This window comes from Bacillus sp. IT-79MI2, assembly GCF_949768135.1.
GTDB lineage: Bacteria > Bacillota > Bacilli > Bacillales > Bacillaceae_G > Bacillus_A > Bacillus_A pseudomycoides.
Genome location: NZ_CATKPV010000022.1, coordinates 36,654 through 49,088 on the forward strand (window position 1 = coordinate 36,654; position 12,435 = coordinate 49,088).

The window sequence follows — 12,435 nt, forward strand, 5'->3', positions numbered from 1 at the left end:
ATATCAACATAAATCTTTAACAGAACCAATTAATAAGAAGATAAAGCATATTAGTCATGTATTACATAGTGTTCTAAAAGAAAAATAAGGGTTAACTTGAAAGTAAACGAATTATGATTTTCTAAAAACCTAAGTCGAATTAAAATGACTTAGGTTTTTTGGTCTAGGAGATTTGTTATATGTAGTTGCATCTAACCTAAATAATCATGATGATGAATCTGTAATCCTATCAATAAACTTACGTAAAGCTCCTGAATGAAAAGTATCTTTTCGAACGATAAAAGTAGTGGACACCCTTGAAAAACTCTCGGGTAAAGGAGTTAGCGCTAAAGAATGCTGATGATCTTGTATAATAGATTTTATGATGATAGCAGTACCCATACCTGATTTTACACAAGCAAGTATAGCTTCAATTGTTCCAAACTCTAATACTCGTTTTGGATAAATTCCTTCTTCATGAAGCCATTTTTCTAATAAGCTACGATAGTAACAGCCTTGGCTAAAAGCTAATAAATTCATTTTTCCTAAATCATCGAAAGAAGATAGAGGTAGTTTACTAATGAGTACTAATTCTTCCCCGTGAAACAAGATTGAATTGAGGTCAGGGTGATAAATATTGCCAGCAATAAATGCGCCTTCAAGCTTCCTTTCTAAAACGAGTTGAACTAAATTTTCTGTTGAATGAGTTTCTAAAATGAGTTCAACTTCAGGATACGCATCATAATACGATGTCAAAATAGAAGGAAGGCGGACTGCAGTTGTAGATTCCGTAGATCCAATTTTTAATGTTCCTTTTGGATGTGATCTGTTATTTTGGACAGCTTTAATAGATGCTTCCATTAAGTATATGATTTGCTTTGCATAAGTTAATAAAATTTCCCCATTTGAAGTTAGAGAAACACCTTTCCCATTTCGGTAAAATAGTGGTGCCCCTAGTTCGATTTCTAATTGTTTAATCCGCATTGTCACGTTAGATTGTACATAATTTAAGTTTTGAGCCGCGCGAGAGATATTTCCTTCTTTAGCTACTTCATGAAAAACAGTTAGATCTTTTATATCCATCCGATTTCCTCCTAAAGATATCAAAAATTTTGATATCTTTTATCATTAATACTCATTTTATATGATATCTGAACCTTTTTACAATGAATGATATAGGGGGGATGAAATTGTTAAGCCAAGAAAAAAATATGAAGTGTAGCAGTTCGTATAAATGGATTGTACTAATGCTAGCAACAGTAACGCAGGCAACTGCCACATTAATAACATATGGAGTCGGACCTTTAGCATTTTTTTGGAAGGAGATATATCATCTTACTGATATGCAGATGGGAATGTTGTTAACTGCTGTTAATATTGGTCCTCTTTTTTGCATGCTTTTTATAGGGAGATTGCTTGATCAATATAATGAAAGATTACTTATTGGGATTAGTTCAATATTACTTGGTGGATCTATTTTACTTATTCAAATAGTAAGAGGTTTTACTGGATTGTTATTTGTTCTTACGGTGGTTGGAGTTTTTTATAGTACCGCACAACCAGGGGGGAGTAAAGTGATTTTGAAATGGTTTCCGAAAGAAAATCGCGGGTTGGCTACGGGGATTAGACAAGCAGGTATTCCTATAGGTGGCGCAGTGGCAGGAGCTATTGTTCCTATTCTCTCTCTAAAATTTAATTTGTCATATACGATATATATCCTTTCGAGTATATGTATTACCGGAGGAGCATTATTTTTAGTTTTTTATAGGGAACCTTTTACTCATAAAGAGCCTGTGTTAAATAACAAAGTAATGCCTTTTTCACAACAGTTAAAAGGAGTTATGAATAACAAGGCATTATATCCAATTTTCTTCACAGGAATTTGTATGATCTCATTACAAATGGTATTGATTGGGCACTTTATAAAATTTTTGATTACTGCTAAATCCATATCTCCAATTTTGGCAGGGCAAATATTTTCGATTACTTTGTTTTTTGGAATGCTAGGACGAATTGTGTTAGCGGTAGTTAGTGATTTTTTCTATAAAGGTAACCGTCAGAAACCATTATTTATTTCTGTAGTCGCTGCATTTATTTTAATCTTCATTTTGATACTGAACATACATAATTTTTCGGTATGGGGTTTGTTTTTATTTAGCGGCTTATTAGGGTTCTTCGGCATTGGGTGGTTTAGTCTTTTTATGGTTGAAGTTGTTGAAACATCGCGGCAGGATTCAGTAGGAATTACGGTTAGCTTTGCACTTACGCTAAATCAAATTGCTATTATTTTAGCTCCGCCTGTTTTTGGCTTCATAGTGGATATCAAAGGGTATACGTGGGCGTGGATGTGTATGGCTATATTGCTGTTTGTTTCAGCAATAAGTTTATTGAAAAATTGCAAAAAAAAGTCATGCGAATGACATTTTTTTTGCAATATGATGTATAATCAATTTTGATATGAATTTTTAAATGGTGATATTATGACATATAAATGAATTTGATTCTTATTAATATTTTCTTTTCGTTCATTTCCTCTTTTGAAATTCCCTGTTATTTTGGCCGTAATGAGCTTCCTCTCTTTTTTATTGTTTGCATGATTTATTTTACTTGAAAATTTTTCTGCATCTTTTCTTTTGACAATCATAATTTATTTTCCGTAATACTCGATAAATACCATGTTATTTTTGTTTGTTCGATAACTGAACATTTTATTATCTAGTTAATTTTGCTTATCGATGAATGCTAATAGATTACCTTTTTTGGCATTATTGTATATGTTGTTTGCAAGGAATGTTACATAAAAAAACAAAATTTTAGTGAGATGAATCGGATTGTTGGGTGGAAATTTTATAAGAAAGAAATAGAATAGTAAGTGATCAAAAATTTGAGTATGGAAAGCTTCTCTTGAATAACTTTCCAATAATACAAATTTTTTAGGAAGATATAGATAATCAAGAGACATGCTAATTTATAGTAGTAGAATTGAGGATGAAATAGTAATATGTAGTTTATTTCTCGAATATAGTTCTTCAATAAATTTAAGCAAAAATTAAAGTCTTCTTTTAAATGAATAGAGATAGAATAAAACAATGAAAAGAGTAACAAGTATAAATTGAATAAAAAGAGGGCTCCTGTATGTTTAAGAGATGTTTAATCGTTTGCTTTATTATCGCAATTTTTTGCTTAAGTGTATATATGTTCATGCAAACAAATAAAGGTAAAACGCAGAATTTAAAGGCATTTTCAGATTCTACTAGTAAACTAGAAACAGATACACCGAAAGTAGATAGAAATCAGCGAAATCGTTATGCTGGGGCAACACAAAAATTAGACCGATATTTAAAAGAAAAGGGGTTTAATGGAACGGTACTTGTGACGGATCAAAATAATGTGATTTTGCGAAAAGGGTATGGCTATGCAAATATGCAGGATAAAGTCTTAACAACGCCAAGAACAAAATATCGTATTGGTTCTATCACTAAGACAGTAGTGGCAGTGTCTATATTGCAGTTGCAGGAAAAAGGGGAATTGAATATAGAAGATAATGTAAATAAGTATATTCCTTCATTCCCAGCGGATAAAAATATTACTTTAAGACATTTATTGACACATACATCTGGATTACCTGAACAAGGGAAAGGGAAAGTTGATGCGGCATCACGTTTAAAATTAGTGACATGGATTGGTTCACAAAATCTTGAATTCCCTGCGGGAACAGGTTGGAGATATACGGATTATAATTATATGGTACTTGCCTATGTTGTAGAAAAAATCTCTAAACAACCATTAGCTGAATATGTAAAAGAACATATTTTCACTCCAGTTGGAATGTATGAATCTGGTATGGGGGCAAAATTCCCTGGAGATATATTTTTCGCAGAAGGTTATACAAAGAAAGATAATGAATTCATATCTACTCCTCGGCTAAGAATGAATTGGCTATACGGTTGTGGTGAAATGTATACAACTGTAGAAGATATGAAGAGATTAGATGAGGCGATTATGACGGGCAAACTTCTTTCCAAACAAAGTTTATCAGATATGTTTACTGTATCACCTGCAAGGAAATATGGATTTAGTTTTTACATTTATCCAGATTATTACCATAATCATGGTGTATTAGCTGGATGGAATACATTTAATAATTTCAATTGGGATAAACGAATTTTTGTTATTCTTTTCTCTAATGTTCAAAACGGTATGACCGATGAATTTAATCAGGAATTTCGGAAGATGGCAAAAGATTTATTAGAAGGAAAATGAATTTGAAAAAGCCTCTAGCGTGAGAGGCTTTTTTTATTACAGTGACGAAAATTCTTCGACTAGTTTACTGAAACGATCTAGTGCACTTTCGATTGGTTTTGGTGTTGTTAAATCTACACCAGTTTTCTTTAAAAGATTGAGCGGATAATCGGAACTTCCACCTTTTAAGAATTCGATATAATTTTGCTGAGCGATAGGATCGCCGTTTAACAGTTGTTCTGCAATTTGAATTGCGGAAGCAAATCCGGTAGCGTATTTATAAACATAAAATGGTCGGTAAAAATGAGGGATTCTAGCCCATCCATATTTTACTTCTTCATCGAATACGAGCGTATCCCCATTGTATTCTCTAAACAAGTTTTCATATACATCATTAAATGTTTGAACATTTAATGGTTTACCTTGATGTGCCATTGCATGCGTAATCTTTTCAAATTCAGCAAACATAACTTGTGTAAAGAAAGTTCCTTTAAATTGATCAATAAAGTGATTGATTAAATATTTGCGTACGTCTATATCTTTTGCTTCTTTTAATAGATAGTGAATTAAGAGTATCTCATTCACTGTAGAAGCGACTTCTGCTACAAAGATTGAATAATGAGCAGAGATTCTCGGCTGAAACTTATGTGAATAATATGTATGCATACCATGACCACATTCATGAGTAAGTGTAAAGAGACTATTTAAGTCATCATTATGATTTAACAGAATAAAAGGGTGAACACCATATACGCCGAAATTATAGGCACCAGAACGTTTACCAGGTAATTCTCTTACATCTATATAGCGTTGATCTTTAAAACCTCGAAGCGTTTGAAGATATTCTTCACCAAGTGGAGAAAGGGAAGTAAGCATGATTTCAAATGCTTCATCATATGGAATATCTTGTTTTACACCTTTTACTAAATCAACATGTAAGTCATATTGTCTTAATTCATCTAGCTGCAATTTTTCTTTTCGTAAATGATTATACGCATGTAGGGATTTAATATTTCTTTTAGTTGTATCAATTAAATTATTGTATACTTCCTTTGAAACCATATCGCCAAATAGAGACTTTTCTAATGCGGATGGGTAGTTTCTAATTTTTGAAATCGTAACATTGTTTTTTATAGCTGCTGTTAAAGTAGAAGCGATAGAGTTTTTTAGCTGAACATAAGGCTGATAGTAGGCTTTATAAGCTTCTTTCCTCGTATCTCTATTTTCATCTTTTATTAATTTTGAGTACATCCCACGAGTTAAGTTCACTTTATCCCCGTTATCAGTTGTAACTTCTCCAAATGTAATATCTGCGTTATTGAGCATTCCGTATGTACGTTGAGGAGAAGAGAGGGCCTCACCCATTTGAGATAAGATTTCTTCTTTATCCTTATTTAAAACATGTTTCTTATATCGATATAATTCAAATAAGTCTTCTTTATAATATTGTAAGCCTTCGTTTTCTTCCATGTAAGAATGTAATGTTTTCTCGTCGACACTAAGTAAGAACGGGGAAAAAAAGGAACGAGCAGCACTTATTTTAACATGTAACTGCGATGCTTTATCTACAAAGGACTGTGCTTCTGTATCGCGCGTATCAAGGTCGGATTGAAGTCTTGCATAAGCATAAACTAAATTAAACAAACTTGATATTTCTTCACTTTTCGTAAGATAAGCAAGTAGGCTTTGACCATCATGGATAGTCCCATTAAATTTTTTTAAATCCTCTGTTAATCCTTCGATTTTTTGATAATCGAGTTCCCAGTTTTCAATCGTTTTATAAATATCCGTTAAATCCCACTTTTCTTGATCGGATACATCCATTCTATTTTTAAATTCTGTCATAATCATTTCCTTCCTAGATCTATATTTTGTATATTCTCTATATAACTATGAAATACAACAAATTGCAAAAAATCCCTGCTGCATGATGAAAAGTCTTGTCGGAAACGACAAACTGAGGGGGTGTCCCAAAAGCGTCTTTTCTTTATAACTTTATTAAAAAGTTATGCTTTCGGTATAGGCAAGTTATTGTGTGAATAAGAGGGTGTAGTTCAAAAAAGAGGTGGCTTTTTTATTCTGTTGTACTCGCAATCTATCTTTATCAAATTTAAATAATAAATGAAATTTGATCTGGTAAATCAATATTTTTTAAATTCTTCATTCCGCTGCATTCTTCAACTTGATTTTGGACAGACTTGTCCAGTAAAACAAGTTGTCCTTTTTTCACCATATGCATAGCTTCTATTCCAGAAATAATGGATGTAGCTGTGCGAAAGGATTTCAATCCTAACATCGAATGAACTCGCTTTTTAATAAACCGATGATCTTGTTCCACTATGTTATTGAAATATTTCACTTGCTCATAATTTGCTTAAGTAATAGCAAATAGATCAAATCGAAAATGGTAGCGCGGGTGCTTATGCTTGCGCTACCATTTTTCGGATTAACCATGATTTTAGCTACAAGGGAGCTGTCTCATCCGTGAACTAGCCTACTTTTCGGACAGCCTCTTTTTGTGTGCTATTTTTTCGTACTAGCCAAATACATTAGCATGTGAAATTTTTCGTCTATTACATGATAATCAAAATAAGGTCCTGGATCTGTACAGTAACCGATATTTTCACTTTGCGTGATTTGAAATCCGTTGACTGATAAATTTTCTTCTAAGTATTTTGGATATAAAATATGTTCGTGGGAATTTGGATATAAGGCTGAAATATTTTTCAAGGATTTGGCCGAGCTATCATAATAGGAGTACCCGCCGACAATTGTTGAACTGCTATGGAAATAGTTTTTTAAAACATGAATTGGGAACTGCGGATTGAGCAGTGAAAAATCAGTTGCTGTAAAACTATCCACAAAAATATCGATGCTAAGCGGTTTCAATGGCAGATTTAAATCAGAATTCAAAATATAAAGGACGTTTGGCTTCGGATTCATACGCTCAATTCTTTTTCTAACCTTCTTGAGCATCGCGAGCGAATAGCCACTGAATACATAGGATGCGGTCGTTTCAAGAACATCGATATATTTGGGTAGTGACACAAAAGCGTCAACGTTTGTTTCCACGATTAATTTGTTTTTCAAATCTACATTTTGTAGAACTTTTTGAAACCAAAAATTACTTTTTTCAAATAAGTTAATCATTTTGGGATTGATCTCTTTAATCGTTTCTTTATCGTAAAAATAAGATGGATAAGGAGACGTCTCGTACAAGTTCGCGGTAATGATAATACCTTCCTCGATAGCTGCCTCGTATCCACAAGTACAAGTTAAACTCCCCGTTTGAATGTAGACTTTTTTAATCGTTACATCTTTCATTTCAAGTGGAATGTGGCACTTCGGACAATAGAGCAGATTTACAAAGGAAAGCGGGATCCCTGTAAGATTCTCTTCTTTGGATGAAGGCGAGCTGGTTTGAACCGCTTTTTCAATCAATTGGATAGCTTTTGATATGTCTTCTTTTTTCTTGGTCAGCTGGTTCTTTTTATCAATGAGTAAGTTGTTGTAGTAGTCGATATCTTCATGGTCCGAGAAGTTTGTGACACGCTGATACGATAAAATTTGTTGAATTTCTAGCAGTGAAAAATGAAATTTTTTCAGCTCAGTAATAAAAGCCATGTCGTCGAGACACAATTGGTTCATTTGATACTGGGTGTTTTTTTTGTCTGGTATTAATAATCCCAGTTCAATGTAATAACGAACGGTATCAGTCGTAACATGAAAAAGCTTTGCAAATGTACCAATTTTCATAGATGCCCTCCCAATGAAAAAAGTGGAGTTACTCCACTTTTTTCACAAAAATGAATTCAAAAAACTCTCAAATGGCTATTGACTTGGAGGAAACTCCAAGTCATATGATGGATCTAAGAAGTGTGAATATTATGAATAATTTTTGACTGTATTGTAACATACATGTCATAAAAGGAGAAGAATTAGCTATGGATAAGATGGATCGAATGGATACTCTCTCACTGTGGACAGCGACTGCAAACAGCTATGAAAAAGGAAAACTTCTTGAAGGAAATGAAGAGGCGGATGTTGTCATTATTGGCGCAGGTTTCACAGGTCTTTCTTCTGCATATCATTTGCAAAAATTAGGGAAGAGTGTCATTGTCCTTGAGCAAGAAACAATCGGATATGGTGCAAGTGGTCGTAACGGCGGGATGGTATTGCCAGGCTATAAGCCAACGATGCAGGAGCTTGCCAAAAAGTATAGTGCCGACGAGGCGAGACAGCTTAACGATCTCTCCCTGTTTAGTGTTGAACTGGTTAAAAACATCATCGACGAGCATCAAATCAACTGTAACTTTAGAAAGACAGGTCACATTGTGGCGGCTTACAAAGCCAAGCATTTTGAAGGATTGAAACATGAAAGCGAATACTTAAACAAAAATTTCGGGTACGAATCAAGCGTGCTTGATCGAAGTCAGTTGCATCAAGAGATCGATTCTCCACATTATTATGGCTGCTTAGTCGACAACTCGAGTTACTCGTTCCAGCCACTGAACTATGCAATTGGTTTGGGAGAAGCAGCTAAATCGATCGGTGCAAAAATCTTTGAGCATTCGAAAGCACTATCTATTGAGTACGGTCGAAACAGTGTGAAAGTTGTAACAGAAAAAGGTGCTGTTACTGCGAAAGACATTATTGTGGCTACAGATGGTTACTCTGGAAAAATCATGAATGAACTGAACAAAGGCGTACTGCCAATTTCGGCACGTATTATTGCTACTGAACAGCTTCCAGAATCACTGGTGAGTACCGTCATTCCTAAGGATCGTATGGTTTTTGATACAAGCAGTTTCCTTTACTATTTCCGACGTACATCAGATAATCGGATCGTATTTGGCGGTGGCGATGTTCGTCCAAACTTAGGCGATACTGTTTATCAAAGTGTTTACGATGCCATGGTTAAAATAATGCCAAAACTAGCAGGAAGCAAGATTGATTTCCGTTGGGGTGGATTTATCGGGGTTACAATTGATACGTTCCCGGTTATCGGCAGATCCAAAGAAGGCGCATACTTCGCAACGGGTTATACGGGCCACGGTGCGTCTCTCTCGACATTGTTTGGTAAGTTATTGGCACAATGGATCGTTACGGGAAGTGCAGGTGGATATCGATTTGAAAAGGAACGCCTCAAATCATTCCCGTTCTATAATCAGAAAACGATGCTGGTCAATCTAGCACATATTGGTTTCAAACTGTTAGATATTATTGCATAAAGGAGAGTTGTTTATGAAAATTAACATGTTCATTGACGGGAAATGGGTAGAAGCGTTATCCGGTGCTAGACGAAACATTATCAATCCTGCAACCGGAGAGGTGATCGCAACGTCTGCTTATGGATCAGCAGACGATGCGAAGATAGCAATCAAGGCGGCTCGTAAAGCGTTTGACAGCGGGATCTGGTCGGATTTATCGGCTGATGAAAGAGCTGACTATCTCTATAAAATTGCAGACCGTCTTGAAGAGAAGGCAGCTGAAATTGCACGTTTGGAAACTGCAAATAACGGTAAGGTTATTCGTGCAACCACTTATGTGGATATTCCGGTATCGATTCAATGCTTCCGCTATTATGCTGACTTGATCAAAGGTATGAAAAAGGAATCTTACACTCGTGCTGATTCTTCGGAAACAATTATTATTCATGAACCGATTGGTGTTTGTGGACTGATTGTACCTTGGAACTTCCCGCTTATGTTAGCTGTTTGGCAAATTGCTCCTGCACTCGCCGCAGGGAATACAATTGTAATTAAGCCTGCTGATGTCACTCCTGTAAGCGTATTCAAATTATTTGAAATTATCGAAGAGGTTGGACTTCCGGACGGAGTGGCAAACTTGGTATTGGGACCTGGCTCAAAGGTTGGGAATGAGCTTGCCGAGAGCCATGATGTTGACAAAATTGCCTTTACCGGTGGAACAAAAACAGGTCAAAGCATTATGCGCGCAGCTGCGGGCAATATGAAAAAAATCACACTTGAACTGGGTGGTAAATCTCCACTTATTGTGTTCGACGATGTGGATTTTGAAACTGCAGTCGAGAATGCGATGTTTGGTATTTTCCACAATGCTGGGCAAGTTTGTTCAGCTGCATCTCGTTTGCTTGTACAAGAGACCATTTACGATAAGTTTGTTGAAAGATTGGCCGAGTGTGCAAGCAAAATTGTAGTTGGCAACGGGGAAAGCGAGAACATTGAAATGGGAGCCCTCACAAACGAGCTTCATATGAATGAAGTTTTACATTACATCAAGAGCGGAATCGAAGAAGGTGCAAAATTAGTTTGTGGTGGTAAGCGCTTAACAGAAAATGGGCTTGATCGAGGATTTTTTATTGCGCCAACGATCTTTGCTGATGTAAATGCGAATATGCGTATTGTTAAGGAAGAGATTTTTGGTCCAGTCCTTGTTGTACAGAAATTTAAAGATGAGGAAGATGCCATCCAAAAAGCGAATGATTCCATTTATGGATTGGCAGGTGCTGTATTTACTGAAGATATGGATCGAGCAAAACGTGTCATTAGTAAATTGCGTGCGGGAATTACTTGGATTAATAGTTATCATCTCGCTTATGTTGAAGGTCCTTGGGGAGGATATAAGCAAAGTGGAATCGGCAGAGCGTTAGGTGCTGTTGGGCTGGAGCACTTTATGGAAACGAAGCAAATCAATATCCACCAGCATGCCCAGCCTGTAGGTTGGTATGCGAATTAATTGAGCTTAACTTGCTATATAAATTATTTATAAGGGGACATGCTCATGAAAATAGTAGACAACCGTCCGTCATCAAAGATAGAGCAACTAGAAGTAATGAATAAGCCGGCGCATGATTCAGTGCTGGGAACCAAAAGTATTCCGTTACTATATTTACGGTTTGCTTTGGCAGGAATTATGGCTAACGTGATTCTAGGAATTGTAGCGGTTGTCGATGGGTATTTCGTCAGTGGCTTTCAGGAGCTGGAAGTCGAAGGGATCGGAATTGGATTTACGGTCATGGTTATTACCCGTATGCTTGGCGTTCTTTTGGGTGTGGGAGCCGGAGCGGTCATTTCACTTCGACTTGGAAAAGGAAAGACCGAAGAAGCTAGAGGTATTATGGGACAAACTTTATGGTTTACTCTTTTCCTCTCCATTTTGTTAGCTGTACTTGGAGTGGTCTTTGAAAATAATATTATGACCTTATTCGGAGCAAGTGATGAAGCGCTTCCGTACGCGGTACAATATAGCCGTTTGCTATGGGTTTCATTGCCATTAACGATATTGGCCGTTGTATTAAGTATTTTAACCAATATCGATGAAAAACCTGTATTATCAATGAACAGTTGGTTAGTCGCAGCAGTTGTTGCGGGGATTACAGAATGGATTATGGTAACGAAGTATGACATGGGGATGATGGGTTCCTCATGGGCCAATACGATTTCGCAATCGATCCCTGTTCTCCTAATCTTTTATTTCTGGTTTGGTAAAACAAAACTTAAGCCAAAAATGAAAGATATGATGATTAATCTCAAGACGATCGGTGAAGTGGTGTGGACGGGCTTTGCATCTTTCTCGAGTCAGTTCATGATGTTTATTGCAATTATTTTCTTCAACAACTTACTGCTAAGCTACGGTGGTGGGGTGCACGTTGCCGCTTTCACGATTCAAAACGGTTACATTACAAATCTGCTTGCCTTAGCAGCGCTCGGTGGGATGACAGGACTTCAACCGATCATTAGTTATAATTACGGTGCGGGCAACCTTGATCGTGTTAAACAAGCAATTAAGGTGGGACTCATTTTTACGGTTGCCTTCTTTGTGATTGTGACAGCTATGCTAATCATTTTTGCAGATCCAATTGTGTCATTTTTTTCCGGTGGTAATCCTGAATTGCAGAAACTGGGTATTTGGACAACAGTTGTATTCAATTCTTTGTTTACGCTTAATGCAGTCAGCTTGCTTATCTCCGGTTATTTCGAATCTCAAGAGAGAAACTGGACCGCAACGTTTATTAATGTTAGCAAAATGCTGTTGTTCTCGTTCCCGTTTCTATTTATTTTCCCGAAATTCTGGGGGGTAGAAGGTATATGGTACGCAACTCCTGCTGCAGAAATTCCAGGCGTTCTCATTGCTATGTACTTTATGAAAAAAGAGTTCAAACGTTTAAAAGATCCGAATGTTAAGACAGTACGCTTATAGAACCTATTTCTTTAAAATTACCTGTAAGAAAGA

General features: G+C 36.1%; 8 protein-coding genes and 2 pseudogenes. 5 read left to right on the top strand and 5 right to left on the bottom strand.

Features of this window, described 5'->3' with window-relative positions:
- Positions 1-204: 204 nt before the first annotated feature.
- Entirely contained in the window at positions 205-1,062 is an 858-nt protein-coding gene (locus tag ACM6HU_RS01265) for a LysR family transcriptional regulator (RefSeq protein ID WP_414847957.1), read from the bottom strand.
- 107 nt (positions 1,063-1,169) lie between these two features.
- On the opposite strand from ACM6HU_RS01265, the gene ACM6HU_RS01270 reads away from it, so the two are divergent.
- Positions 1,170-2,399 (top strand): MFS transporter, encoded by a 1,230-nt coding sequence (locus ACM6HU_RS01270; protein WP_275857904.1) that lies wholly within the window; start codon positions 1,170-1,172, stop codon positions 2,397-2,399.
- Positions 2,400-2,500: 101 nt separating this feature from the next.
- On the opposite strand, the pseudogene ACM6HU_RS01275 reads toward ACM6HU_RS01270, so the two are convergent.
- Positions 2,501-2,686, bottom strand: a pseudogene (locus ACM6HU_RS01275) (hypothetical protein); the annotation flags it as partial.
- A gap of 428 nt (positions 2,687-3,114) precedes the next feature.
- On the opposite strand from ACM6HU_RS01275, the gene ACM6HU_RS01280 reads away from it, so the two are divergent.
- On the top strand, positions 3,115-4,242 hold the full coding sequence (locus ACM6HU_RS01280; RefSeq protein WP_016115574.1) for a serine hydrolase domain-containing protein: 1,128 nt from the start codon (positions 3,115-3,117) through the stop codon (positions 4,240-4,242).
- A gap of 36 nt (positions 4,243-4,278) precedes the next feature.
- Here the strand turns inward: ACM6HU_RS01280 and pepF are convergent, their stop codons facing one another.
- From pepF to ACM6HU_RS01295, 3 genes and pseudogenes are all read right to left on the bottom strand, one after another.
- Positions 4,279-6,066 carry an oligoendopeptidase F gene (gene pepF / locus ACM6HU_RS01285; RefSeq protein ID WP_088094258.1) on the bottom strand — a complete coding sequence of 596 codons (1,788 nt, stop codon included), beginning with the start codon at positions 6,064-6,066 and terminating at the stop codon, positions 4,279-4,281.
- 265 nt (positions 6,067-6,331) lie between these two features.
- A pseudogene (locus tag ACM6HU_RS01290) lies at positions 6,332-6,583 on the bottom strand (DDE-type integrase/transposase/recombinase); the annotation flags it as partial.
- A 161-nt stretch (positions 6,584-6,744) separates the two neighbouring features.
- Positions 6,745-7,977, bottom strand: coding sequence for a MerR family transcriptional regulator (locus tag ACM6HU_RS01295; protein ID WP_088094257.1), 1,233 nt, complete (start codon positions 7,975-7,977; stop codon positions 6,745-6,747).
- Positions 7,978-8,165: 188 nt separating this feature from the next.
- Between ACM6HU_RS01295 and ACM6HU_RS01300 the strand changes: the two genes are divergently transcribed.
- Genes ACM6HU_RS01300 through ACM6HU_RS01310 form a run of 3 tightly spaced genes read left to right on the top strand, consistent with a single transcriptional unit; the run spans position 8,166 to position 12,402 of the window.
- Complete coding sequence (locus tag ACM6HU_RS01300) at positions 8,166-9,452, top strand: NAD(P)/FAD-dependent oxidoreductase (RefSeq protein WP_275857902.1); 1,287 nt, start codon at positions 8,166-8,168, stop codon at positions 9,450-9,452.
- A 13-nt stretch (positions 9,453-9,465) separates the two neighbouring features.
- Positions 9,466-10,938 carry an aldehyde dehydrogenase family protein gene (locus ACM6HU_RS01305; protein ID WP_275857913.1) on the top strand — a complete coding sequence of 491 codons (1,473 nt, stop codon included), beginning with the start codon at positions 9,466-9,468 and terminating at the stop codon, positions 10,936-10,938.
- A 45-nt stretch (positions 10,939-10,983) separates the two neighbouring features.
- Complete coding sequence (locus ACM6HU_RS01310) at positions 10,984-12,402, top strand: MATE family efflux transporter (protein WP_275857901.1); 1,419 nt, start codon at positions 10,984-10,986, stop codon at positions 12,400-12,402.
- The last annotated feature ends 33 nt before the right edge of the window (positions 12,403-12,435 follow it).

Coding starts and splice junctions, on each gene's coding strand:
- ACM6HU_RS01265 (WP_414847957.1), bottom strand. CDS start 1,062: ATGGATATAAAAGATCTAACTGTTTTTCATGAAGTAGCTAAAGAAGGA.
- pepF (WP_088094258.1), bottom strand. CDS start 6,066: ATGACAGAATTTAAAAATAGAATGGATGTATCCGATCAAGAAAAGTGG.
- ACM6HU_RS01300 (WP_275857902.1), top strand. CDS start 8,166: ATGGATAAGATGGATCGAATGGATACTCTCTCACTGTGGACAGCGACT.
- ACM6HU_RS01305 (WP_275857913.1), top strand. CDS start 9,466: ATGAAAATTAACATGTTCATTGACGGGAAATGGGTAGAAGCGTTATCC.
- ACM6HU_RS01310 (WP_275857901.1), top strand. CDS start 10,984: ATGAAAATAGTAGACAACCGTCCGTCATCAAAGATAGAGCAACTAGAA.
- ACM6HU_RS01295 (WP_088094257.1), bottom strand. CDS start 7,977: ATGAAAATTGGTACATTTGCAAAGCTTTTTCATGTTACGACTGATACC.
- ACM6HU_RS01280 (WP_016115574.1), top strand. CDS start 3,115: ATGTTTAAGAGATGTTTAATCGTTTGCTTTATTATCGCAATTTTTTGC.